Source organism: Klebsiella scottii, assembly GCF_036561945.1.
Taxonomy (GTDB): Bacteria; Pseudomonadota; Gammaproteobacteria; order Enterobacterales; family Enterobacteriaceae; genus Klebsiella; species Klebsiella scottii.
On sequence record NZ_JARXNI010000020.1, the window covers coordinates 63193 to 87620 of the forward strand.

Below are 24428 nucleotides of genomic sequence, written 5' to 3' on the forward strand. Positions count from 1 at the left end.
TGAGGTTACTATGGACTATTTTGCCCTCTTCGGGTTACCGGTCAGTTATACCCTTTCGCAAGAACAGCTGGCTGTCCGGTACCAGGATTTGCAGCGTCAGTATCACCCCGACCGGTTCGCCAGCGCCAGCGCCGCCGAACAGCTCGCCTCCGTGCAGCACTCCGCGACGATTAATCAGGCGTGGCAAACGCTGCGTCATCCGCTGACCCGCGCCGAATACATCCTTTCGCTTCACGGCTTCGATTTAGCCAGCGAGCAGCACACCGTGCGCGATACCGCGTTCCTGATGGAACAGCTGGAGCTGCGCGAAGAGCTGGATGAGATCGAAAAATCGCAGGATGAAGCGCGTTTGAGCGCGTTTATTCATCGTGTGAAGGGGATGTACGACGTCCGTCAGCGGCAGGTCGTTGAGCAATTAGACGGCGAAGCGTGGGAGGCCGCGGCGGATACCGTGCGTAAGCTGCGTTTTCTCGATAAGCTTCAGAACGTAGCAGAACAACTCGAAGAAAAGTTTTTTTCACTCTAACGTATTCGGGTCGCCATGCAGCCAACGTAGCTGCAGCACAGATTATGACGAGTAAATTAATATTCGGAAGCAATTATGGCCTTATTACAAATTAGTGAGCCTGGCCTGAGTGCCGCGCCGCACCAGCGTCGTCTGGCGGCGGGTATTGACCTGGGTACCACCAATTCACTGGTCGCCACCGTGCGTAGCGGCCAGGCCGAAACTCTGCCCGATCGCCAGGGGCGCTATCTGCTGCCTTCGGTGGTGAACTACCAAACGTCCGGCCTGAGCGTCGGCTATGACGCCCGACAGAATGCGGCGTTGGACCCGGTCAACACCATCAGCTCGGTGAAGCGCATGATGGGCCGCTCTCTGGTCGATATTCAGACCCGCTACCCGCATCTGCCTTACCAGCTGCAGGCCAGCGAAAACGGTCTGCCAATGATTCAAACCGCCGGCGGTCTGCTTAATCCGGTCCGCGTTTCTGCCGATATCCTCAAGGCGCTGTCCGCCCGCGCGACGGAAGCCCTTGCCGGCGAGCTCGACGGCGTGGTGATCACCGTGCCGGCCTATTTCGACGATGCGCAGCGCCAGGGCACTAAAGACGCCGCGCGTCTGGCCGGCCTGCACGTACTTCGCCTGCTTAACGAACCGACGGCGGCGGCGATTGCCTACGGTCTCGACTCCGGTCAGGAAGGGGTTATCGCGGTGTACGATCTCGGCGGCGGCACCTTTGATATTTCCGTTCTGCGCCTCAGCCGCGGCGTCTTCGAAGTTCTGGCTACCGGCGGCGACTCGGCGCTCGGCGGCGACGATTTCGACCATCTGCTGGCGGACTATCTGCGCGAGCAGGCGGGCCTCAGCGATCGCAGCGATAACCGCCTGCAGCGCGAGCTGCTGGACGCGGCTATTGCGGCCAAAATTGCCCTTAGCACAGCGGAAACCGCCCGCGTTGACGTGGGTGGCTGGCAGGGCGAAATCACCCGTAGCCACTTTAATGAGCTGATTGCTCCGCTGGTTAAGCGCACTCTGCTGGCCTGTCGTCGCGCGTTGAAGGACGCCGGCGTGAGCGCGGAAGAGGTGCTGGAAGTGGTGATGGTGGGCGGCTCAACCCGCGTGCCGCTGGTGCGCGAGCGCGTCGGCGAGTTTTTTGGCCGTACCCCGCTGACCACCATTGACCCGGATAAAGTTGTCGCCATCGGCGCCGCCATTCAGGCCGATATTCTGGTCGGCAACAAGCCGGACAGCGAGCTGCTGCTGCTCGACGTTATCCCGCTCTCTTTGGGGCTGGAAACGATGGGCGGCCTGGTGGAGAAAGTGATCCCGCGCAATACCACCATTCCGGTGGCCCGCGCCCAGGAGTTCACCACCTTTAAAGACGGTCAGACGGCGATGTCCATCCACGTCATGCAGGGCGAGCGCGAGCTGGTGCAGGACTGCCGTTCGCTGGCGCGTTTTGCGCTGCGCGGTATCCCGGCAATGCCGGCGGGCGGGGCGCATATTCGCGTCACTTTCCAGGTCGATGCCGACGGGCTGTTGAGCGTCACCGCTATGGAGAAATCGACCGCGGTCGAAGCGTCCATTCAGGTGAAACCCTCCTACGGCCTGAGCGACAGCGAAATCGCCACCATGATCAAAGATTCGATGAGCCACGCCGAGCAGGACGTCAAGGCGCGAATGCTGGCCGAGCAAAAAGTCGAAGCCGCACGCGTTCTGGAAAGCCTGGAAAGCGCGCTGGCCAGCGATGCCGCGCTGTTAAGCGCCGCAGAACGTCAGGCTATCGATGACGCAGCTGCGCAGCTGCGCGCGGTGGCGGCAGGCGATGACGCCGATGCAATAAAAGAAGCCATTAAAAATACAGACACACAAACCCAGGAATTTGCCGCACGCCGCATGGACCAGTCGGTCCGTACCGCGCTGAAAGGCCAATCCGTGGACGAGGTTTAATATGCCAAAGATTGTTTTTCTACCCCATCAGGACCTGTGCCCGGATGGCGTAGTTGTGGAAGCTAAAATCGGTGAGACCATTCTTGATGCTGCGCTGCGTAGCGGTATTGAGATTGAACACGCCTGTGAAAAATCCTGCGCCTGCACCACCTGCCACTGCATCGTGCGTGAAGGTTTTGACTCGCTGGCCGAAAGTACCGAAGATGAAGACGATATGCTGGATAAGGCCTGGGGGCTGGAACCCGACAGCCGTCTGAGCTGCCAGGCGCGCGTGACCGCCGACGATCTGGTCGTCGAAATTCCGCGCTACACCATCAACCACGCACGCGAGCATTGATATGGCACTGAAATGGACCGATAGTCGCGAAATAGGCGAAGCGCTGTATGACGCCTTCCCGGATCTCGACCCGAAAACCGTTCGCTTCACCGATTTGCATCAGTGGATTTGCGAGCTGGAAGAGTTTAATGACGATCCAAACGCATCCAATGAAAAAATTCTGGAGGCAATTCTGCTAGTCTGGTTAGACGAAGCAGAATAATTTTCGCGTCATGTTCCACGTTGCAGATGCGTTGGCCGCGTTCGCTCACCCCAGTCGCATAGTTATCTATGCTCCAGGGGATTTGCTTACTTGCCGCCTTCCTGCAACGCGAATCATTTAGCGGAAAAATTTTAACGGGCTGCCATAGGGTGGCCCGTTTGCTAATAAGGATGAATAAAATGACCGAAGCCATGAAGATTACGCTGACGACCCAACCTGCCGACGCGCGCTGGGGAGAAAAAGCGGCTTACAGCATTAACAACGACGGCATCACCCTGCATCTGAACGGTAAAGACGACCTGGGCCTGATTCAGCGCGCGGCGCGTAAAGTTGACGGGATGGGCATCAGGCACGTCGCTCTCGATGGCGAAGGCTGGAATACCGATCGCGCGTGGGCGTTCTGGGCGGGCTATAAAGGGCCGAAAGGCAGCCGCCAGGTTGAGTGGCCGGCGCTGGATGATGCGCAAAAGCGCGAGCTGGACAGCCGTCTGGCCATTATCGACTGGGTGCGCGACACCATTAACGCCCCGGCGGAAGAGCTCGGCCCGGAGCAGCTGGCCCAGCGCGCGGTCGATCTGCTGTGCGGCGTTGGCTGCGATAACGTCTCTTACCGCATCACCAAAGGCGAGGACCTGCGCGAGCAGAACTATCTTGGTCTGCATACCGTAGGACGCGGCTCCGAGCGCCCGCCGGTCCTGCTGGCGCTGGACTACAACCCCACCGGCGATAAAGATGCGCCGGTCTACGCCTGCCTGGTGGGGAAAGGCATCACCTTCGATTCCGGCGGCTACAGCATCAAGCAGAGCGCGTTTATGGATTCGATGAAGTCCGACATGGGCGGCGCGGCAACGGTCACCGGCGCGCTGGCGTTTGCGATCTCCCGCGGCCTGAATAAGCGCGTGAAGCTCTACCTGTGCTGCGCTGACAACCTGATTAGCGGCAACGCCTTCAAGCTTGGCGATATCATTCGCTACCGTAACGGTAAAACCGTAGAAATTATGAACACCGACGCCGAAGGCCGTCTGGTGCTGGCGGATGGGCTAATTGATGCGTCTGCGCAGAAGCCGGAGCTGATTATCGACGCGGCGACGCTGACCGGAGCGGCGAAAACCGCGCTGGGCAACGATTACCACGCGCTGTTCAGCTTCGACGACGCGCTGGCGGCTCGCCTGCTGGCGAGCGCGCAGGCGGAAAACGAAGCCTTCTGGCGTCTGCCGCTGGCGGAATTCCACCGCGGCCAGCTGCCGTCGAACTTCGCCGAGCTGAACAACACCGGCAGCGCCGCCTATCCGGCGGGCGCCAGCACGGCGGCAGGATTCCTCTCCCATTTCGTTGAGAACTATCATCAGGGCTGGCTGCACATCGACTGCTCCGCGACCTACCGTAAATCCGCCGTTGAGCAGTGGTCAGCCGGCGCGACGGGGCTCGGCGTGCGCACGATTGCCAATCTGTTAACCGCAGAGTAAAAATGGCGGGGCGCTGGCGCCCCGGATTGTCTCACCCCGGCCCGCGTCCACGGCCGGGGGATTTCTGATTCTGATGTTGTGAGAGCCATGTCCGAAACTAAAAATGAATTAGAAACGCTGCTGGAAAAGGCGGCGATTGAGCCAGGCCATCGCCCGGCTTTTTTCCGTACGCTGCTGGAGTCCACCGTTTGGGTGCCCGGAGCGGCGGCGGAAGGTGAAAAGGTTGTCGAAGAGAGCGCCGTAGACCTGCAGCACTGGGAAAAAGATGATGGCGCCTCGGTCATTCCCTTTTTTACCTCGCTGGAGGCGCTGCAGCAGGCGGTCGAAGACGAGCAGTCTTTTGTGGCGATGCCGGCGCGTACGCTGATGGCGATGACGCTGGGCGAGACGCTGTTCCTCAATGCCAAACTGCCGGCCGGAAAAGAGTTTACGCCGAACGAAATCAAGCATCTGCTGGGTGAAGATGGCGGTCCTCTGAGCGCGCAAACCGTGCTGGAAGGCGGGCAGCCTCTGCTGCTGTCTGAGGTGGCCGAGCCGCCGGCGCAGATGGTGGATTCGCTGACCACGCTCTTTAAATCCCTGAAAACCGTAAAGCGCGCGTTTCTATGCTCGATTAAGGACAGCGCCGACGCGCCGGCGAATCTGCTTATCGGCATTGAGGCCGAGGGGGATATTGAAGAGGTCATCCAGGCGACCGGCAGCGTGGCAACCGACACGCAGCCCGGCGATGAGCCGATCGATATTTGCCAGGTCGTGGAAGGGGAGAAGGGCATCAGCCACTTTATGATTGCCCATATCGCGCCATTCTATGAAAAGCGCTGGGGCAGCTTCCTGCGCGATTTCAAGCAGAACCGCATTATCTGATGACGGCGGGGCATTAACCCCGCCGCTATTTTTATTGCGCCGGCTCTATCGGCAGATCCGGGCGGGCGCCCCATTCGCTCCACGAACCGTCATACAGGCAGACGCCGTTGACGCCCAGCGTCGTCAGCGCCAGCACCACCACGGCCGCCGTGACGCCGGACCCGCAGCTGGCGATAATCGGCCGCTCAAAATCCACGCCCTGACGCAGGAAAATATCATTCAGCTCGTCGATAGTCTTCAGCTCGCCGTTAATCACCAGCTCGGTCCACGGGACGTTCAGCGCCCCGGGAATATGCCCCCGGCGCAGTCCCGGACGCGGCTCATCGACGAGTCCGTTAAAGCGCCCGGCCGGACGCGCGTCGACGATCTGGGCCGATCCTTCATGGCTCACCAGCAGCACGTCGGTCAGCCGCTTAACCACCAGCGGGTCGAAGCGGCCGTCGAATTCGCCCTCCGGTAGCTGCGGATCGTCCTGCTCCAGCGGCAGCTCATCGCGCTGCCAGCCGGCCAGGCCGCCGGCGAGAATAGAGACGTTTTCGACCCCGAAGGTCCGCAGCATCCACCAGGCGCGCGGCGCCGAGAAGAGGTTGCCTTCATCGTAAACCACCAGATGCTTATCGCTGCTCACGCCAAGCTCGCGCATCGCCACGGCGAAGGCTTCCGCGCGCGGCATCATATGCGGCAGCGGGCTGGTGCGATCGGAAAGCGCTTCAATATCGAAAAATACGGCGTTGGGAATATGACCCGCGCGATATTCGGCGTGCAAATCGCGATCTTCCTGCCCTGGCGGCGCCATTCGGGCATCGATAATCTGGATTTCCGGGTCATCAATATGTTCCGCTAACCAGTCGGCGGCGATAAAAAACGAAGTGGACATGGCTATCTCCGTGTCATCAACAATAGATAGATTGTTGATGTTTTTGCCCTTACCGACAAGGCATTTTCACGTAATACATATCGTAATGTGATATGTCCCCGGCGCACGCCGGGGAGAAACGATCAGAAGCGGTCTTGATGCAGATAGCGCCAGGCGTACTGGGCGTACAGCCCGGCGCCGGTTTTCATCACCTGCTCATCAATATTGAAGCATCCGTGATGGTGGGCGTAGTCGCTCCCTTTCTCTTTATTGCCGGAGCCGAGCAGGGCAAAACAGCCGGGAATATCCTGCATATAAAAGCTGAAATCCTCCCCGCCGGTCGTGGGCTTTTCGCTGAATAGCACGTCGTCGCCGAAGGCCTCGCGGATCACCGATTGCGCCAGCCGTGCGCTGTGCTCTTCGTTAATCACCGGCAGCGTGCCGTAGCAGTAGTCGACGTCAACGGTCGCACCATACATCGCCGCGGTATGCTGCGCATAGCGCGTTATTGCGGCCTCCAGGCGCTGGCGGGTTTCGATGCTGAAACAGCGCACGGTGCCGTCCAGGACGGCATTTTCGGCAATCACGTTGAACCGGGTGCCGACATCCATTCGGCCGATAGAGACCACCGCGGATTCCAGCGGCGAAGTTTCACGCGCCACGATAGCCTGCAAATTCATCACGAAGGCGGAGGCGACGACCGCCGCATCGATGCAGGCCTCCGGCATTGAACCGTGACCGCCGCGACCGCGAAAAGTGACTTTGAGTAAATCCGCGGAGGCAAACGACGACCCCACGTTGCAGGAGATTTTACCGGCAGGCGAACCGGACCAGATGTGCATGCCAAAAATGTTGTCGACGCTATCGAGCGCGCCCTGGTCGATCATGGCTTTCGCCCCCTCGGCAATCTCCTCGGCGGGCTGAAAAATTAAACGCACGTTACCGGCCATCTGCTCGCGAACCTCATACAGCGCGCGGGCAGCGGTGAGCAGCATTGCGGTATGGGAATCATGCCCGCAGGCGTGCATTTTCCCGGCGATTTGCGATTTATAGCTGAGCCGATCGTTGAGCTCCTGCACCGGCAGCGCATCCATATCGGCGCGCAGGGCGACCGTCTTGCCCGGCCTGCCGCCGGCGATGTCTGCAATGACGCCGGTCGGAACGGTACGACGGCAGGCGATGCCGATGCTCTCCAGTTCTGCCACGACGCGCTCCGTCGTTCGCCGTTCCTCCCACGGCAGCTCCGGGTGGGCGTGTAGATCGCGGCGAAAGTCGATTGTCGCCTGCTCTTCTCTGGCGATGATGGCGGTAATAGCGGGGTTAATCATAAAACGGACTCCATAGGGACGTAGAAAATGAAAGACTTCAGCCGATAACCGGCGCCAGATAACCCACCAGTATTCCGGCCAGGATGACGGAAACAATCGTCACGGAGATAAACCCGCCGACCAGCATTGGCCCCAGCATGTGCTGAGTCAGCATCTGGCGTTCTTTTTCATCCTGGGTGAGGGAGTTAATGGCTTCGTTGGTGATGATGTAATCCGCCGGAAAGCCGTACAGCGCGGTCAGGGAGATGGCGAACGACATGGCGCCGCTGACGCCGAGCGCTTTCCCTACGGCCCAGGAAACGATAAACATGCCGATAACCGCCGTGGCGATGAGCACCGCCATCGGATAAAGCAGGCGCAGCAGCATATCCGGCGTGGCTTTGTTCAGGGTATCAAAGATAAACAGCATCAATGCCATTACGGCAAAGCCGAATCCGTTCGCTTTTTGCAGCGTATGTTTTTCAAGAAAGCCCAATGAAGTAAAGACCACGCCAAAAAACAGGCACAGTACGAACGGGCTGATGCTGACGATGGGTTTTGCCAGCTCGGAGACAAACCAGGCCAGGCAGCCCACCATCGCCAGGCGCAGGAATTTAAAATAGGTACTGTTGTAGCTGGTGGGGATGCGGCTAAACAGATGCGGCATCATTTCCTCACCGCAGGCGAGGAGGGGCCGTTCATCTTCAGCGCTATCAGGATGATGCTCGCCGCTGCGGTGGCGCGTAAGCAACGCTTTTCCTTCGCGTTGTAGCATGATGGCGGTGAGGGGATAGCCGGCGAATCCCTGCATCACGTAAATCAGAATCGCCAGCACCGACAGATCCACCAGCCCGGCGTTGCTAGCGCCTTGCGACATAATCAATGATGAAACGATCCCGCCGACCAGCGGTGGGATGGTAACCAGCGCGGTGTTGTGGTCAAACAGCAGCAGGCTCACCGCGAAGACGGCCACCGTTATCCCGGCGATACCCGCAAGCGCGACGATCACCGTTTTCCACTGGCGCATGAGCTCCTTCAGCGACAGCAGGGTCCCCATATTGGTAATCAGCAGATACATCAGCATGATGGCGACGGGGGCCGTGATCCCCGCCCGGCTGATAATATCGGCCGGGAAAAATGTCCAGTACCCGCCCAGAAACAGCACCGCACAGACAAAGACGGAAGGGACCCAGGCTTTGGTGCGGGTCGAAATAACATCGCCTGTATAAAGAATAAAAATAATAATTAAAAGAGCGCTCATTTGTGACATAAATAATTCCCATATTACTTATTTCATATGTCAATACGGAACGGATGGCTGTTGTGCCGTTATTGATTCCGCAGAACGGGCGGTCAGTGCTACCACCAGAAGTTTTTTAGCCGACGTGGGCATTAACATATACCGTGAATCATGCGCCTGGCCGGGCAGCGGCAGTGAAGCCATTTCTCCATCTGAAGATGAGAAGGGACGGCTGCCGCGAAGGTTAGGACGGCATGACATATCACGGTATAGCGTTCAAGTAAGAGAAAACCAGCAGGTTGTCAATTTATAGACGGGGGCTAATGTTAATTTCAGAATTAAGCCGGGCGGAAGTATGCGCTTTCACATTATAATTAAATCTGCGTATTATCACTCTCTCTTATTTTTAATTGCGCTCTGCGATATGTTTTATATTCATCGTGCGAAGTTTGTTGTAATCTTTCGCGCTGCCCGGACGCAAATACGCCGTCGTTATTATTCTCATCTGCCGGGTAAAACCTATCGCTGAAATTATATCATCGGGAAAATCAGGCCGTCGGCGCGCTGCGGATACTATAAGCAATTGGTAATTCCGCCGTTGACGCATAATAATGTGTTCACTACAGGTATCTGGCTGTTTGGGCCAAGGGGTTAAAGGATGAAACCATTTCGTTTAGCGACGCTATCTCTGGCGCTGCTTACCGCTCTTTCGCTTGCCGGCTGCGACGATAGCGGCAAAACTCAGACCGCTGCGCCAGCCGCATCTTCTTCTGCGGATAATCAGGGCGCAGCGAAACCGGACGGCGCCCAGCTCGCTAAGCTGGCGGAGAAAAGTAAAGGCAAGGCGCTGACGCTGCTCGACGCCTCGGAAGTCCAGCTGGACGGCGCGGCGACGCTGGTCCTGACCTTCTCCGTTCCGCTGCAGCCGGATCAGGATTTCTCCCGCAGCGTGCACCTTGTCGATAAAAAAAGCGGGAAGGTTGACGGCGCCTGGGAGCTGGCGCCGAACCTGAAAGAGCTGCGCCTGCGCCATCTTGAGCCGAAACGGGAGCTGATTGTCTCCGTTGACCCCACGCTGACCGCGCTGAATACCGCGACCTTCGGCACCTCTTTTGAAAAAACGATCGCCACCCGCGACGTCGCCCCCAGCATCGGCTTTGCCAGCCGGGGCTCGCTGCTGCCGGGCAAAGTGGTGGCCGGGCTGCCGGTGATGGCCCTGAACGTCGATAGCGTCGACGTGAACTTCTTCCGTATCAAACCCGAATCGCTGTCCGCCTTCGTCAGCCAGTGGGAGTACCGGAATTCGTTAAGCAACTGGGAGTCCGACGAGCTGCTAAAAATGGCCGACCTGGTCTACAGCGGACGTTTTGACCTCAATCCGGCGCGCAATACGCGGGAAAAGCTGCTGCTGCCGCTGGCGGATATCAAACCCTTGCAGCAGCCGGGCGTCTACGTGGCGGTGATGAACCAGGCGGGCCATTACAGCTACAGCAACGCCGCGACGCTGTTTACGCTCAGCGATATTGGCGTCTCGGCGCATCGCTACCATAACCGGCTGGACGTCTTTACCCAAAGCCTCGAAAACGGCGCGGCGCAGTCCGGTATCGAGGTTCAACTGCTCAACGCCAAAGGGCAGACGCTGGCGCAGGCCAAAAGCGACGGCCAGGGCCACGTGACGCTGCAAACCGATAAAGACGCCGCGCTGCTGCTGGCGCGCAAAGAGGGGCAAACCACCCTGCTGGATCTCAAGCTGCCCGCGCTGGATCTGGCGGAGTTCGCCATTTCCGGGGCCCCCGGTTTTAGCAAGCAGTTCTTTATGTTTGGCCCTCGCGATCTCTATCGCCCGGGGGAGACGGTGATCCTCAACGCGCTGCTGCGCGACGGCGACGGCAGGCCGCTGGCCGAGCAGCCGGTGAAGTTCGATGTGGTTCAGCCGGACGGCCAGGTGATCCGCTCCCTGGTGAGCCAGCCGGTGAACGGCCTGTATCAGTTTACCTGGCCGCTCGACGCCGGCGCGGCCACCGGTATGTGGCATATCCGCGCCAGCACCGGCGACAATCAGCCGCGCGAGTGGGACTTCCACGTTGAAGACTTCATGCCCGAGCGGATGGCGCTGAACCTGAGCGCGCAAAAGGCTGCCGTTGCGCCGAATGCCGACGTGACCTTTGCCGTCGCCGGGGCCTATTTATACGGCGCGCCTGCCAGCGGCAACCAGCTGCAGGGGAAACTGTTCCTGCGTCCGCTGCGCGACGCGGTCGCCGCGCTGCCGGGCTTCCAGTTCGGCGATATTGCCGAGGAGAACCTCTCCCGCAGCCTCGATGAAGTACAGATGACGCTGGACGAAAAAGGCCACGGGGAAGTGACCACCGCCAGCCAGTGGCAGGATAGCCATTCGCCGCTGCAGGTGATTTTACAAGCCAGCCTGCTGGAGTCCGGCGGTCGTCCCGTGACCCGCACCGTGCAGCAGGCTATCTGGCCTGCCGATGCCCTGCCGGGCATCCGTCCTGAATTCACCCTGAAAGACGTGTATGACTACCGGACCGACAGCACGGTGAAGCAGCCGGTGGTGGATGAAAACAGCACCGCCGGATTCGAGATTGTCTATGCCGATGCCGCCGGAGACAAAAAAGCGGTCTCCGGACTGCAGGTGCGCCTCATTCGCGAACGCCGCGACTACTACTGGAACTGGTCGGATAGCGAAGGCTGGCAGTCGCAGTTCGACCAGAAAGATCTGCAGGAGGGTGAAGAGTCGCTGGATCTGCTGGCCGGACAAACGGCGAAGGTCAGCTTCCCGGTGGAGTGGGGCTCTTACCGGCTGGAGGTGAAGGACCCGGAGGGCGCGGTCAGCAGCGTGCGCTTCTGGGCCGGCTACAGCTGGCAGGATAACAGCGACGGCGCGGGGGCCGCGCGCCCGGACCGGGTCACCATGAAGCTGGATAAACCGGCCTACAAGCCCGGTGACACCATCAAGCTGCATATCGCCGCGCCGGCGGCAGGCAAAGGCTATGCGCTGGTCGAGTCCAGCGAAGGCCCGCTGTGGTGGCAGGAAATTGACGTTCCGGCCGCAGGGATGGATCTGTCGATCCCGGTCGATAAAGCCTGGAACCGCCATGACCTCTATCTCAGCACGCTGGTGATTCGCCCCGGCGACAAATCGCGCTCCGCGACGCCGAAACGGGCGGTGGGGCTGCTGCATCTGCCGCTCGGCGATGAAAACCGCCGCCTGACCCTTGCGCTGGATGCGCCGGAAAAAATGCGTCCCAACCAGCCGCTGACGGTAAAAGTGAAAGCCAGCGTTAAAGAGGGCGAGACGCCGAAGCAGGTGAATGTCCTGCTCTCGGCCGTTGATAGCGGCGTGCTGAACATTACCGACTACGCGACGCCGGATCCGTGGAACGCCTTTTTTGGCCAGAAGCGCTACGGGGCGGATATTTACGATATCTACGGCCAGGTGATTGAGGGCCAGGGACGACTGGCGAGCCTGCGCTTCGGCGGCGACGGTGACGAGCTCAAGCGCGGCGGTAAGCCGCCGGTCAATCACGTGACGATTATTGCGCAGCAGGCCCGGCCGGTAACGCTCGATGACAATGGCGAAGGAACCGTGACGCTGCCGATCGGTGATTTTAACGGCGAGCTGCGGGTGATGGCCCAGGCGTGGACCGCCGATGATTTTGGCAGCAGCGAAGACAAAGTGGTGGTCGCCGCGCCGGTAATTGCCGAGCTGAATACGCCGCGCTTCCTCGCCAGCGGCGATACCACGCGCCTGGCGCTGGATCTCAGCAACCTGACCGACAGGCCGCAAACGCTGAACGTTGCGCTTAGCGCCGGCGGCCTGCTGCAGCTTGCGCAGCCGGCAATCGCGCCGGTTCAGCTGGCGCCGGGCGCGCGTCGAACCCTGTTTGTGCCGGTTAGCGCCAAAGAGGGGTTTGGCGACGGCCAGCTCAGCGCGACCATTAGCGGCCTGAACCTGCCGGGCGAGACCTTCGTCCCGCTGCAAAAGCAGTGGAAAATTGGCGTCCGTCCGGCCTTCCCGGCGCAGACGGTCAACGTTGGCGTGGTGCTGCAGCCCGGCGAAAGCTGGCAGGCGCCGCCGGAGCAAACGCTCGGCTTCTCGCCGGCGACCCTGCAGGGGCAGCTGGTGTTCAGCGGCAAGCCGCCGCTCAATCTGGCCCGCTATATTCGCGAGCTGAAAGCCTATCCTTACAGCTGCCTGGAACAGACCGCCAGCGGATTGTTCCCGTCGCTCTACACCAGCGCGGCGCAGCTGAAAACGCTGGGCATTGAGGGCGACAGCGATGAAAAACGCCGCGCGGCGGTGGATCTCGGCATCGCGCGCCTGCTGCAGATGCAGCGCGACGACGGCGGCTTTGCGCTATGGGATAAAAACGGGCCGGAGGAGTACTGGCTGACCGCCTACGCTATGGACTTCCTTGTGCGGGCGGGCGAGCAGGGCTACAGCGTGCCGGCCAACGCTATCAATAACGGTAACCAGCGCCTGCTGCGCTATCTGCAGGAGCCGGGGCTGATGACCGTGCGCTACAGCGACGACGCGCCGGCCAGCCGCTTTGCCGCCCAGGCCTACGCCGCTCTGGTGCTGGCTCGTCAGCAAAAGGCGCCCTTGGGCGCGCTACGTGAAATCTGGACCCGCCATGACCAGGCGCGCTCCGGCCTGCCGCTGCTGCAGCTCGGCATTGCGCTGAAAGCGATGGGCGACGCGCCGCGCGGCGAGCAGGCGCTGAAGCTGGCGATGAGCACGCCGCGTCAGGATCGGGATCGCTGGCTGGGAGATTACGGCAGCGCGCTGCGCGATGATGCGCTGAAGCTGGCGCTGCTGGAGGAGAATAAGCTGCTGCCGGAGGCGCAAAACTCGCTGCTGAGCAATCTGGCTGATGAGGCCTACGGCCAGCGCTGGCTCTCTACTCAGGAGAGCAACGCGCTGTTCCTTGCCGGCCGCGCGCTGCAGGGTTTACCCGGCAGCTGGCAGGCTCAAACCTCATTGCAGGCGCAGCCGCTCGCGGCGGATAAAGCGCAGACCCGCAACCTGACCGGCGACCAGCTGGCGGCGCTGCAGGTCAGCAATACCGGCAGCCAGCCGCTCTGGCTGCGTCTTGACAGCAGCGGCTATCCGCTTAGCGCCCCGCAGCCTTCGGGCAACGTGCTGGGTATTGAACGGCAGATCTTCGATACTCGCGGGCAGCAAAAATCGCTGAGCTCGCTGCGCAGCGGCGAGCTGGTGCTGGTGAAGCTGGAAATTACCGCTAAACGTAATGTGCCGGATGCGCTGGTCGTCGATCTGCTGCCGGCGGGGCTTGAGCTGGAAAACCAGAACCTGGCAAACAGCAGCGCCAGCCTGCAGGAGAACGGAGAGGCGGTGCAGAACCTGCTCAACCAAATGCAGCAGGCGGATATTCAGCATATCGAATTCCGCGACGATCGCTTTGTTGCCGCGGTAGCGGTAAACGAAGGGCAGCCGGTTACGCTGGTCTACCTGGCGCGGGCGGTGACGCCTGGGACCTATCAGGTTCCTCAGCCGCAGGTGGAATCGATGTACGTTCCGCAGTGGCGGGCAACCGGTACGGCCAGCGGCCCGCTGATCGTCACTCCGTAAATGCGGCGGTTGGTGAAGATAAGGCGCCGCTGGCGATGGCTGGCGGCGACGCCGTTCCTGCTGTGGCTGGCGCTGCTGGCGGCGGATCGCCTGTGGCCGCTGCCGCTGCACGAGGTGGCTCCGGCCCGGGTGGTGGTGGCCCAGGACGGTACGCCGCTGTGGCGCTTTGCGGACAAGCAGGGCGTCTGGCGCTATCCGGTGACTCTTGATGACGTGTCGCCGCGCTATCTGCAGGCCCTGATCCAGTACGAAGACCGCTGGTTCTGGGATCACCCCGGCGTAAACCCGCTGGCCATTGCCCGCGCAGCCTGGCAGGACGCAACCTCCGGGCGCGTCATTTCGGGCGGCAGCACGCTGACTATGCAGGTTGCGCGCCTGCTCGACCCTCATCCCCGAACCTTCGGCGGCAAGCTGCGCCAGCTGTGGCGCGCGCTGCAGCTGGAGTGGCATTTATCGAAAAGCGAGATCCTGACCCTGTACCTCAACCGCGCGCCGTTTGGCGGCACGCTGCAGGGGATCGGCGCCGCCAGCTGGGCTTACCTCGGGAAACCTCCGGCCCGGCTCAGCTACGGCGAAGCGGCCCTGCTGGCGGTGCTGCCGCAGGCGCCGAGCCGTCTGCGTCCGGATCGCTGGCCGCAGCGGGCTCAGGCGGCGCGCGATAAAGTGCTGGCGCGTATGCAAACCCAGGGCGTGTGGTCGGAGAAGACGGTGCGCGAGGCCACGGAAGAACCGGTGTGGCTGTTCCCCCGGCAGATGCCGCAGCTGGCGCCGCTTTTTTCCCGGCGGATGCTGGCAAGCAGCGGCGATGACAAGGTGGTGACGACCCTCGATGCCGGGCTGCAGCGCCAGCTGGAGGATTTAGCCCTCAACTGGAAATCGCGCCTGCCGCCGCGCAGCTCGCTGGCGATCGTCGTCGTCGATCATACCGATATGCGCGTGCGGGGCTGGGTCGGCTCGGCGGATATTAGCGACGACAGCCGCTTTGGGCACATCGATATGGTGTCGGCGATCCGTTCTCCGGGCTCCGTGTTGAAGCCGTTTGTCTACGGCATGGCGCTGGACGAGGGGCTGATTCATCCGGCCTCTCTACTGCAGGACGTCCCGCGGCGGTTTAGCGATTATCGGCCCGGTAACTTTGACAGCGGCTTTCATGGCCCGGTCAGCGCCAGCGACGCGCTGGTGCGCTCTCTGAACCTGCCGGCAGTGCAGGTGCTTGAAGCCTACGGGCCAAAACGGTTTGCCGCCACGCTGCGCAACGCCGGCCTGCCGCTGATGCTGCCGCCGGGCGCCGAGCCCAATCTGTCGCTGATCCTTGGCGGCGCCGGCGCCCGGCTGGCGGACATCGTAGCGGCGTATAGCGCGTTTGCCCGTCACGGCAGGGCGGGGCGGCTGCGGATGACGCCGGACGCGCCGCTGGTGGAGCGGCCGCTGCTGTCGCCGGGGGCGGCGTGGATAGTGCGGCGCATCCTGGCCGGTGAATCCCAGCCGCTCCCCGACGATTCGCTGGTTCAGGTGGTGCCGCTGGCGTGGAAAACCGGCACCAGCTACGGCTATCGCGACGCCTGGGCGGTTGGCGTTAACGCCCGCTATCTTATCGGTATCTGGACCGGGCGGCCTGACGGTACGCCGGTGGTCGGGCAGTTTGGCTTCGCCAGCGCGGTACCGCTGCTCAATCAGGTCAACAATATGCTGCTGGCGCGGCCGACGGCGGGGCGCGACGGGCTGCCTGCCGATCCGCGCCCGCCGTCGGTGAGGGCGGCAACCATCTGCTGGCCCGGCGGGCAGAACCTGCCGCCGGGCGACGCTAACTGCCGCCGTCGGCTGGCCACCTGGCTGCTCGACGATAGCCAGCCGCCGACGCTGCTGTTGCCGGGTCAGGAAGGCGTGCGCGGCATTCGTTTTCCGGTATGGGTAGATAAGCACGGGCTGCGGGTCGCGGCCGACTGTCCGGGCGCGGTGGAGAAAAACGTCGACGTCTGGCCGCTGCCGCTGGAGCCGTGGCTGCCGGCGAACGAGCGCCGTCGGGCGAGACTGGGGCCGGCATCGGCGGAGTGTCCGCCGCCGTCAGGCACAGATGCCGCGCCGCTGGTGCTTTCCGGCATTCGCGATGGCGCGGTCATTAAGCGTTTGCCCGGCGCGGCGCGGGTGGTGGTGCCGCTGCAGACTACCGGCGGCGAAGGGCGACGCTGGTGGTTTCTCAACGGCGAACCGCTGGAGGCGGCGGGGGCCGGCGCGAGCCTGACCCTGGAGCGGCTGGATAGCTATCAGCTGGTGGTTATGGATGAGGCGGGGCAGGTTGCGGCGGCGAATTTCACTCTGCAATAAAGTCGGGGCGGCAAGGCCCTGCTTTTTGTGTTGCTAAAGCTCGTCTTATTTTAACAAAATGTTACCTTCATCCATAGGCAGCGCCTGAGTTGCTCATTATAATGCGCGCCAGGCCATACGATCGTATGCCCAACAACATAAAATTTTATTAGAGGTAATCATGGCTATTGAACGTACTTTTTCCATCATTAAACCAAACGCGGTGGCAAAAAACGTTATTGGCGGCATCTTTTCTCGCTTCGAAGCTGCAGGGTTCAAAATCGTTGGCACCAAAATGCTGCACCTGACCGTTGAGCAGGCTCGCGGTTTCTACGCCGAGCACGAAGGTCGCCCGTTCTTTGACGGTCTGGTTGAGTTTATGACTTCCGGCCCGATCGTCGTATCCGTTCTGGAAAGCGAAAATGCCGTGCAGCGTCACCGTGACCTGCTGGGCGCAACTAACCCGGACAACGCGCTGGCCGGCACCCTGCGTGCTGACTACGCTGACAGCTTCACCGAGAACGGCACCCACGGTTCCGACTCCGTTGAATCTGCTGCCCGCGAAATCGCGTTCTTCTTCGCCGAAGGCGAAGTTTGCCCGCGCACCCGTTAATCTCCTGCGTCTTTCACGCCACCGATTTGTTGGCTTCATTCGCGCACCCCGGTCACATAGCTATCTATGCTCCCGGGGATTTGCGAACTTGCCGCCTCGCCGTGACGTGAAATACTTTGGAAATTCAGATCCTCAGCTTTTCGACAATCGAAAAGCCATAGAGGATTAAGTACGCAGCAACAGATTTTTTCATCATTGCCGCGTGCAAACGTGGTATTGATACACCAGACTTTGTACAATGCAGCGCCCCTGGACGAGCACTCGTTCATTGGGGCGCTTCTTTTTTTCAACCCTCCTGGGGCCATAACGTGTAACAACGAGGCCGGAATAGATTATGTCTGAACATATTGTCACGCCTGATAACGCCGCTCTGACGGTGCCGAACAAAGATGCCAAAATTAACCTGCTGGATCTGAACCGTCAGCAGCTGCGCGAGTTTTTCAAAAACATGGGCGAAAAGCCCTTCCGCGCCGATCAGGTGATGAAATGGATGTATCACTACTGCAGCGATGACTTTGATGATATGACCGATATCAACAAAGTTCTGCGCGGCAAGCTGAAGGAAGTCGCGGAAATTCGCGCGCCGGAAGTCGTCGAGGAGCAGCGCTCCAGCGATGGCACGATCAAATGGGCGATTGCCGTCGGCGATCAGCGCGTTGAAACGGTATATATCCCGGAGGACGATCGCGCGACTCTGTGCGTCTCCTCTCAGGTTGGCTGTGCGTTAGAGTGTAAATTCTGTTCGACGGCGCAGCAGGGCTTTAACCGCAACCTGCGGGTATCAGAAATTATCGGCCAGGTTTGGCGCGCGGCGAAAATCGTCGGCGCGGCAAAAATTACCGGCCAGCGTCCGATCACCAACGTGGTCATGATGGGGATGGGCGAGCCGCTGCTGAACCTGACCAACGTCGTGCCGGCGATGGAAATTATGCTCGACGACTTTGGTTTTGGTCTCTCCAAGCGTCGCGTAACGCTCTCCACTTCCGGCGTTGTCCCGGCGCTGGATAAGCTCGGCGATATGATAGACGTCGCGCTTGCCATCTCTCTGCACGCGCCGAACGATACGATCCGCGATGAGATCGTGCCGATCAACAAAAAGTACAACATCGAGACCTTCCTGAACTCGGTGCGCGGCTATATTTCCAAGTCCAACGCCAACCAGGGCCGGGTGACGATCGAATACGTGATGCTCGATCACGTCAACGACGGCACCGAGCATGCGCACGAGCTGGCGGAGCTGCTGAAGGATACGCCGTGCAAGATCAACCTGATCCCCTGGAACCCGTTCCCGGGCGCGCCGTATGGCCGTAGCTCCAACAGCCGCATCGACCGTTTCTCCAAGGTGCTGATGGATTATGGCTTCACCACCATCGTGCGTAAAACGCGCGGCGACGATATCGATGCCGCCTGCGGACAGCTTGCCGGTGACGTTATCGACCGTACCAAACGTACGCTGCGCAAGCGTATGCAGGGCGAAACGATTGATGTGAAAGCGATCTGATAAATGTGCGGCGCGCAATATTTCACGCGCGCTGCATAATTATGTTGAACCGGTGGGCGAAATAGGCTGATTCGGCCAATAATTACGGTGCGTTTTTGTCGACTTTGAGGCAGTATGTAGCGGCACAACAACCGCTTAGAATTCAATATTGATAAGTATCTGTGATAGTTCGCCATACGGACTTATACTATTTGTCTGACGTTTAGCAGATGTTTCGCGGCGCGGGTTTTACCGGCGCTGAACTTTAAATTTCACGTACCAGTAGTTGTCGAATGAATACTGAAGCCACTCAAGATCATCAAGAAGCAAACACTACGGGCACGCGTCTGCGCAATGCCCGCGAACAACTCGGGCTCAGCCAGCAAGCGGTGGCTGAGCGCTTATGCCTGAAGGTTTCCACGGTTCGTGATATCGAAGACGACAAGGCGCCAGCCGACCTCGCTTCAACCTTCCTGCGCGGCTACATCCGCTCCTATGCGCGTCTCGTGCATATTCCGGAAGAGGAACTGCTGCCGATGATGGCAAAACAGGCACCTATCCGCGCGGCTAAAGTTGCGCCGATGCAGAGCTTCTCTCTGGGCAAACGCCGTAAAAAGCGCGACGGCTGGCTGATGAGCTTCACCTGGCTGGTGCTGTTTGTGGTGATTGGCCTGAGCGGCGCCTGGTGGTGGCAAGACCATAAGGCGCAGCAGGAAGAGATTACCACGATGGCCGACCAGTCAACCGCTGAGCTGAATGCGGGCGACAGCGGCAGCCAGAACATTCCCTTAGATAACGGTGCCGATAACACGGCGCCGGACGGCGCCAACAGCGTGGCGAACAGCGCGCCTGTAGATACCTCTACCGCGCCGGCTCCGGCCCCAGCGGCGTCCGTACCGACTGCGGCGAATAATAACGCCGTCGTTGCTCCGTCTCAGGCGCAGGTCGATACCGCGGCAGGCGCTGCGGCCCCGGCCTCTCCGCTGCCAACCGATCAGGCGAACGTGACCGCAGCCGCTGCGGCTCAGGATCTGGTCCTGAACTTCTCTGCCGACTGCTGGCTGGAAGTCAGCGATGCAACCGGTAAGAAGCTGTTCAGCGGTTTGCAACGCAAAGGCGGTAACCTGAATTTAAGCGGCCAGGCACCTTATAAGCTGAAAATCGGTGCGCCGGCTGCGGTACAGATTCAGTATCTGGGTAAACCAGTCGATTTGAGTCGTTTTATCAGAACTAACCAGGTTGCGCGTCTGACCCTTAATGCCGAAACATCACCGGCGCAGTAACAGACGGGTAACGCGGGAGATTTTTCATGCATAACCAGGCTCCGATTCAACGTAGAAAATCGAAACGAATTTACGTTGGGAATGTGCCGATTGGCGATGGCGCCCCCATCGCCGTCCAGTCGATGACCAATACGCGCACCACCGATGTGGCCGCGACCGTAAATCAAATCAAAGCACTAGAGCGCGTTGGCGCGGACATCGTCCGCGTCTCCGTTCCGACGATGGATGCGGCGGAAGCGTTCAGGCTTATCAAACAGCAGGTCAACGTACCGCTGGTCGCCGATATTCACTTTGACTACCGTATCGCCCTGAAAGTGGCGGAGTACGGGGTGGATTGTCTGCGTATTAACCCGGGAAACATCGGCAACGAAGAGCGTATTCGCATGGTTGTTGACTGCGCCCGTGATAAAAATATTCCTATCCGTATCGGCGTTAACGCCGGTTCGCTGGAAAAAGATCTGCAGGAAAAGTACGGCGAGCCTACGCCGCAGGCGCTGCTGGAATCAGCCATGCGCCACGTCGATCATCTCGATCGTCTGAACTTCGATCAGTTCAAGGTCAGCGTAAAGGCGTCGGATGTTTTCCTGGCGGTGGAATCCTATCGCCTGCTGGCGAAACAGATCGATCAGCCCCTGCATCTTGGGATCACCGAAGCCGGCGGCGCCCGTAGCGGCGCGGTAAAATCGGCGATCGGCCTCGGCCTGCTGCTTAACGAAGGGATCGGCGATACGCTGCGCATTTCGCTGGCGGCGGATCCGCTTGAAGAGATCAAGGTTGGCTTCGATATCCTGAAGTCTCTGCGCATTCGCGCTCGCGGGATTAACTTTATCGCCTGTCCAACCTGCTCGCGTCAGGAGTTTGACGTGATCGGGACCGTCAACGCGCTTGAGCAGCGGCTGGAAGATATCATTACCCCGATGGATATTTCGATCATCGGCTGCGTGGTGAATGGCCCAGGCGAAGCGCTGGTTTCGACGCTCGGCGTCACCGGCGGCAATAAGAAGAGCGGCCTGTACGAAGACGGCGTGCGTAAAGACCGGCTGGATAACGATGATATGATCGATCAGCTGGAAGCGCGTATCCGTGCGAAAGCCTCGATGCTTGATGAAGCGCGCCGTATTGACGTCCAGCAGGTTGAAGAGAAATAATCCGGGGCAGCGTAAGACTTCCCGTGTATGATTGGACCCGCGGGCGCAACGCGCCGGGGTTCATTTTTGTATATATATAAAGAGAATAAACGTGGCAAAGAACATTCAAGCCATCCGTGGCATGAACGATTATCTGCCGGGCGAGACCGCTCTCTGGCAGCGCATTGAAGGCTCACTGAAACAGGTGCTCGGTAGCTACGGTTACAGCGAAATTCGGTTGCCGATTGTAGAGCAGACCCCGTTATTCAAACGCGCGATCGGCGAAGTGACCGACGTGGTTGAAAAAGAGATGTATACCTTTGAGGACCGCAATGGCGATAGCCTGACGCTGCGTCCGGAAGGGACTGCGGGCTGCGTACGTGCCGGCATCGAGCATGGTCTTCTGTACAATCAAGAACAGCGTCTGTGGTACGTCGGTCCGATGTTCCGCCATGAGCGTCCGCAGAAGGGCCGCTATCGCCAGTTCCATCAGATGGGGGTTGAGGTCTTTGGTCTGCAGGGGCCGGATATCGACGCCGAGCTGATTATGCTGACCGCCCGCTGGTGGCGCGAGCTGGGGATCTCTGAGCACGTTGCGCTGGAGCTGAACTCCATCGGTTCGCTGGAAGCGCGTGCGAGCTATCGCGATGCGCTGGTCGCCTATCTTGAGCAGTTTAAAGATAAGCTCGACGAAGACTGCAAACGCCGCATGTACACTAACCCGCTGCGCGTTCTGGACTCTAAGAACCCGGAAGTGCAGGCGTTGCTGAACGATGCGCCGGCGCTGGGCGACTATCTGGATGAAGAATCCAAACAGCATTTTGCCGGGCTGCGCGCGCTGTTAGACGCCGCGGGCATCGGCTATACCGTTAACCAGCGTCTGGTGCGCGGGCTTGATTACTATAACCGCACCGTGTTTGAGTGGGTAACCACCAGCCTCGGCTCGCAGGGAACCGTCTGTGCCGGCGGCCGCTATGACGGTCTGGTCGAACAGCTGGGCGGGCGCGCAACGCCGGGAGTCGGCTTTGCGATGGGGCTGGAACGTCTTGTTTTACTGGTCCAGGCCGTTAATCCGGAATTTAAAGCCGATCCTGTTGTCGATATATACCTGGTGGCCTCCGGAACCGATACCCAGTCCGCAGCAATGCGTCTGGCTGAGCGGGTTCGCGATGAGCTGCCCGGCGTTAAGCTGATGACCAACCACGGCGGCGGCAACTTTAAGAAACAGTTTGGCCGTGCTGATAAATGGGGCGCTCGCATAGCTCTTGTGGTCGGTGAATCAGAAATTGCTGACGGAAACGTGGTAGTGAAGGATTTACGCTCAGGTGAGCAAACTACCGTAACGCAGGATAGCGTTGCCGCGCATTTGCGCACACTTCTGGGTTAATCTCCCGGGAATCATTAGTCAGGAGAAGGACTGCGTGGAAACGTATAACAACGAAAACGATCAGGTCGATGCGCTGAAGCGCTTCTTTGCCGAAAATGGCAAAGCGCTGGCCGTTGGGGTGATTTTAGGGATTGGGGCGCTGGTTGGCTGGCGCTACTGGAATTCTCATCAGCAGGATACGGCCAGAGACTCCTCTTTAGCCTATGAGAATGCTATTTCCGCGCTTAAATCGGATAAGCCCGAAGCGCTGACTTCGGCGCAAAAGTTCGCCGCTGATAGCAAAAATGCCTACGGTGCGTTTGCCTCCCTGGAGCTGGCGCAGCGCTTTGTTGATAAAAACGATCTGCAGAACGCTGAAAAGCAGCTCCAGCAGGGATTAGCCGCCGCGCCGGATGATAATCTGAAGTCGGTTATCAATATGCGTCTTGCTCGCGTGCAGCTGCAGCTGAAAAATCCTGATGCGGCGCTGAAAACCCTTGAGGGGATTAAAGGCGAAGGCTGGACCGCGATTGTTGCCGATCTCCGCGGTGAGATTCTGCTGGATAAAGGCGACAAGCAGGGCGCTCGCGCGGCGTGGGAAGCGGGCGTGAAAAGCGATGCTTCACCGGCGCTCAGCGAAATGATGCGTATGAAAATAAATAATTTGTCCATCTGAGAGGGACTCGATGCAATTGCGTAAATTACTTTTGCCAGGGCTGCTTTCCGTTACCTTATTAAGCGGTTGTTCGTTGTTTAACAGCGAAGAAGATGTGGTGAAAATGTCGCCACTGCCGACGGTGGAAAATCAGTTTACGCCGTCCACGTCCTGGAGCACCTCTGTTGGCGATGGTATCGGCGAATTTTACTCTAACCTCCATCCTGCCTTTGCCGATGGCGTCGTGTACGCGGCCGACCGTAAAGGCACCGTTAAAGCGCTGGGCGCTGACGACGGGAAAGAGGTTTGGTCGGTGAACCTGGCCGAGAAAGACGGCTGGTTCTCCCGCACGCCTGCGCTGCTCTCCGGCGGCGTCACCGTCTCCGGCGGTCACGTCTATATCGGCAGTGAAAAAGCGCAGCTGTTTGCCCTGAATACCAGCGACGGTACCGTGGCATGGCAGACCCGCGTGGCGGGTGAAGCGATTTCTCGTCCGGTCGTCAGCGACGGCATGGTGCTGGTTCACACCAGCAATGGCCAGTTGCAGGCGCTGAACGAAGCCGATGGCGCGGTGAAGTGGACCGTCAACCTGGATATGCCGGCGCTTTCTCTGCGCGGTGAATCCGCCCCGGCGACCGCTTACGGCGCAGCCATCGTCGGCGGCGATAACGGTCGCGTTAGCGCGGTACTGATGCAGCAGGGCCAGATCATCTGGCAGCAGCGCATCTCTCAGGCTACCGGCCCGACTGAAATCGATCGTCTGAACGACGTTGATACCACTCCGGTTATCGTCAACGGCGTGGTGTATACGCTGGCTTACAACGGCAACCTGACCGCGCTGGATCTGCGCAGCGGCCAGATCATGTGGAAACGCGAGCTTGGCTCGGTGAACGACTTTATCGTCGACGGCAACCGTATCTATCTGGTCGATCAGAACGATCGCCTGCTGGCGCTGACCACCGAAGGTGGCGTAACGCTGTGGACGCAAAGCGATTTACTGCATCGTCTGCTGACCGCTCCGGTGTTGTATAATGGTAATCTGGTCGTCGGCGATAGCGAAGGCTATATGCACTGGGTGAACCCGGAAGATGGGCACTTTGTCGCCCAGCAGAAGGTCGACAGCTCCGGCTTCCGTACTGACCCGATCGTGGCTGACGGTCGCCTGCTTATCCAGGCAACGGACGGTACGCTGTACTCGATTACGCGTTAAGTTGCGCAGTAGTCAGGATTGAGAAACGGCCCCTGGTATACAGGGGCCGTTTTCCTGT

At 59.8% G+C, this 24428-nt stretch carries 18 protein-coding genes; 15 read left to right on the forward strand and 3 right to left on the reverse strand.

The window, feature by feature from the left end; all coding sequences use genetic code 11:
* The first annotated feature begins 10 nt into the window (after window positions 1–10).
* From hscB to sseB, 6 genes are all read left to right on the forward strand, one after another.
* The gene (hscB, locus tag QFI97_RS08060; RefSeq protein ID WP_346430893.1) at window positions 11–526 is read left to right on the forward strand and encodes a co-chaperone HscB; all 516 of its coding nucleotides are present in this window, start codon (window positions 11–13) and stop codon (window positions 524–526) included.
* Between the two features lie 75 nt (window positions 527–601).
* On the forward strand, window positions 602–2452 hold the full coding sequence (gene hscA, locus QFI97_RS08065) for a Fe-S protein assembly chaperone HscA (protein ID WP_346430894.1): 1851 nt from the start codon (window positions 602–604) through the stop codon (window positions 2450–2452).
* 1 nt (window position 2453) lies between these two features.
* Window positions 2454–2789, forward strand: a complete 336-nt coding sequence (gene fdx / locus QFI97_RS08070; RefSeq protein ID WP_095100276.1) for an ISC system 2Fe-2S type ferredoxin — start codon at window positions 2454–2456, stop codon at window positions 2787–2789.
* Between the two features lies 1 nt (window position 2790).
* A complete protein-coding gene (gene iscX / locus QFI97_RS08075) occupies window positions 2791–2991 on the forward strand; it encodes a Fe-S cluster assembly protein IscX (protein WP_041146721.1) in 201 nt (66 codons plus the stop codon).
* A gap of 179 nt (window positions 2992–3170) precedes the next feature.
* Window positions 3171–4457, forward strand: a complete 1287-nt coding sequence (gene pepB / locus QFI97_RS08080; protein ID WP_095100279.1) for an aminopeptidase PepB — start codon at window positions 3171–3173, stop codon at window positions 4455–4457.
* Between the two features lie 87 nt (window positions 4458–4544).
* Window positions 4545–5321, forward strand: a complete 777-nt coding sequence (gene sseB / locus QFI97_RS08085) for an enhanced serine sensitivity protein SseB (RefSeq protein ID WP_346430895.1) — start codon at window positions 4545–4547, stop codon at window positions 5319–5321.
* A gap of 31 nt (window positions 5322–5352) precedes the next feature.
* On the opposite strand, the gene sseA is transcribed toward sseB, so the two are convergent.
* The 3 genes from sseA to QFI97_RS08100 all read right to left on the reverse strand — a co-directional run bounded on the left by sseA (window position 5353) and on the right by QFI97_RS08100 (window position 8754).
* Window positions 5353–6198 carry a 3-mercaptopyruvate sulfurtransferase gene (sseA, locus tag QFI97_RS08090; RefSeq protein WP_346430896.1) on the reverse strand — a complete coding sequence of 282 codons (846 nt, stop codon included), beginning with the start codon at window positions 6196–6198 and terminating at the stop codon, window positions 5353–5355.
* A 122-nt stretch (window positions 6199–6320) separates the two neighbouring features.
* Window positions 6321–7505 (reverse strand): amidohydrolase, encoded by a 1185-nt coding sequence (locus QFI97_RS08095; RefSeq protein WP_346430897.1) that lies wholly within the window; start codon window positions 7503–7505, stop codon window positions 6321–6323.
* A gap of 37 nt (window positions 7506–7542) precedes the next feature.
* Window positions 7543–8754: a hypothetical protein gene (locus tag QFI97_RS08100; protein ID WP_346430898.1), complete on the reverse strand. Its 1212-nt coding sequence runs from the start codon at window positions 8752–8754 to the stop codon at window positions 7543–7545.
* A gap of 628 nt (window positions 8755–9382) precedes the next feature.
* On the opposite strand from QFI97_RS08100, the gene QFI97_RS08105 reads away from it, so the two are divergent.
* The 9 genes from QFI97_RS08105 to bamB all read left to right on the forward strand — a co-directional run bounded on the left by QFI97_RS08105 (window position 9383) and on the right by bamB (window position 24370).
* Window positions 9383–14332, forward strand: coding sequence for an alpha-2-macroglobulin family protein (locus QFI97_RS08105; protein WP_346430899.1), 4950 nt, complete (start codon window positions 9383–9385; stop codon window positions 14330–14332).
* Window positions 14333–16657 carry a peptidoglycan glycosyltransferase PbpC gene (pbpC, locus tag QFI97_RS08110; RefSeq protein ID WP_346430900.1) on the forward strand — a complete coding sequence of 775 codons (2325 nt, stop codon included), beginning with the start codon at window positions 14333–14335 and terminating at the stop codon, window positions 16655–16657.
* Between the two features lie 160 nt (window positions 16658–16817).
* Complete coding sequence (gene ndk, locus QFI97_RS08115; protein ID WP_041146713.1) at window positions 16818–17249, forward strand: nucleoside-diphosphate kinase; 432 nt, start codon at window positions 16818–16820, stop codon at window positions 17247–17249.
* Between the two features lie 334 nt (window positions 17250–17583).
* Window positions 17584–18750 carry a dual-specificity RNA methyltransferase RlmN gene (rlmN, locus tag QFI97_RS08120; protein ID WP_095100303.1) on the forward strand — a complete coding sequence of 389 codons (1167 nt, stop codon included), beginning with the start codon at window positions 17584–17586 and terminating at the stop codon, window positions 18748–18750.
* A gap of 272 nt (window positions 18751–19022) precedes the next feature.
* Window positions 19023–20012, forward strand: a complete 990-nt coding sequence (rodZ, locus tag QFI97_RS08125) for a cytoskeleton protein RodZ (protein ID WP_346430901.1) — start codon at window positions 19023–19025, stop codon at window positions 20010–20012.
* Window positions 20013–20038: 26 nt separating this feature from the next.
* Window positions 20039–21160, forward strand: coding sequence for a flavodoxin-dependent (E)-4-hydroxy-3-methylbut-2-enyl-diphosphate synthase (ispG, locus tag QFI97_RS08130; protein ID WP_346430902.1), 1122 nt, complete (start codon window positions 20039–20041; stop codon window positions 21158–21160).
* Between the two features lie 91 nt (window positions 21161–21251).
* The gene (gene hisS, locus QFI97_RS08135; RefSeq protein WP_346430903.1) at window positions 21252–22526 is read left to right on the forward strand and encodes a histidine--tRNA ligase; all 1275 of its coding nucleotides are present in this window, start codon (window positions 21252–21254) and stop codon (window positions 22524–22526) included.
* Window positions 22527–22560: 34 nt separating this feature from the next.
* The gene (locus tag QFI97_RS08140) at window positions 22561–23181 is read left to right on the forward strand and encodes a YfgM family protein (protein WP_095100315.1); all 621 of its coding nucleotides are present in this window, start codon (window positions 22561–22563) and stop codon (window positions 23179–23181) included.
* A gap of 10 nt (window positions 23182–23191) precedes the next feature.
* Window positions 23192–24370, forward strand: coding sequence for an outer membrane protein assembly factor BamB (gene bamB / locus QFI97_RS08145; RefSeq protein WP_041146707.1), 1179 nt, complete (start codon window positions 23192–23194; stop codon window positions 24368–24370).
* The last annotated feature ends 58 nt before the right edge of the window (window positions 24371–24428 follow it).

Excerpts from the sequence above, each read along its gene's own strand:
- sseB (WP_346430895.1), top strand. The coding sequence starts at position 4,545 with ATGTCCGAAACTAAAAATGAATTAGAAACGCTGCTGGAAAAGGCGGCG.
- iscX (WP_041146721.1), top strand. The coding sequence starts at position 2,791 with ATGGCACTGAAATGGACCGATAGTCGCGAAATAGGCGAAGCGCTGTAT.
- QFI97_RS08105 (WP_346430899.1), top strand. The coding sequence starts at position 9,383 with ATGAAACCATTTCGTTTAGCGACGCTATCTCTGGCGCTGCTTACCGCT.
- ndk (WP_041146713.1), top strand. The coding sequence starts at position 16,818 with ATGGCTATTGAACGTACTTTTTCCATCATTAAACCAAACGCGGTGGCA.
- fdx (WP_095100276.1), top strand. The coding sequence starts at position 2,454 with ATGCCAAAGATTGTTTTTCTACCCCATCAGGACCTGTGCCCGGATGGC.
- pepB (WP_095100279.1), top strand. The coding sequence starts at position 3,171 with ATGACCGAAGCCATGAAGATTACGCTGACGACCCAACCTGCCGACGCG.
- bamB (WP_041146707.1), top strand. The coding sequence starts at position 23,192 with ATGCAATTGCGTAAATTACTTTTGCCAGGGCTGCTTTCCGTTACCTTA.
- pbpC (WP_346430900.1), top strand. The coding sequence starts at position 14,333 with ATGCGGCGGTTGGTGAAGATAAGGCGCCGCTGGCGATGGCTGGCGGCG.
- sseA (WP_346430896.1), bottom strand. The coding sequence starts at position 6,198 with ATGTCCACTTCGTTTTTTATCGCCGCCGACTGGTTAGCGGAACATATT.
- hscA (WP_346430894.1), top strand. The coding sequence starts at position 602 with ATGGCCTTATTACAAATTAGTGAGCCTGGCCTGAGTGCCGCGCCGCAC.
- rlmN (WP_095100303.1), top strand. The coding sequence starts at position 17,584 with ATGTCTGAACATATTGTCACGCCTGATAACGCCGCTCTGACGGTGCCG.
- hscB (WP_346430893.1), top strand. The coding sequence starts at position 11 with ATGGACTATTTTGCCCTCTTCGGGTTACCGGTCAGTTATACCCTTTCG.
- QFI97_RS08095 (WP_346430897.1), bottom strand. The coding sequence starts at position 7,505 with ATGATTAACCCCGCTATTACCGCCATCATCGCCAGAGAAGAGCAGGCG.
- QFI97_RS08100 (WP_346430898.1), bottom strand. The coding sequence starts at position 8,754 with ATGTCACAAATGAGCGCTCTTTTAATTATTATTTTTATTCTTTATACA.
- rodZ (WP_346430901.1), top strand. The coding sequence starts at position 19,023 with ATGAATACTGAAGCCACTCAAGATCATCAAGAAGCAAACACTACGGGC.
- ispG (WP_346430902.1), top strand. The coding sequence starts at position 20,039 with ATGCATAACCAGGCTCCGATTCAACGTAGAAAATCGAAACGAATTTAC.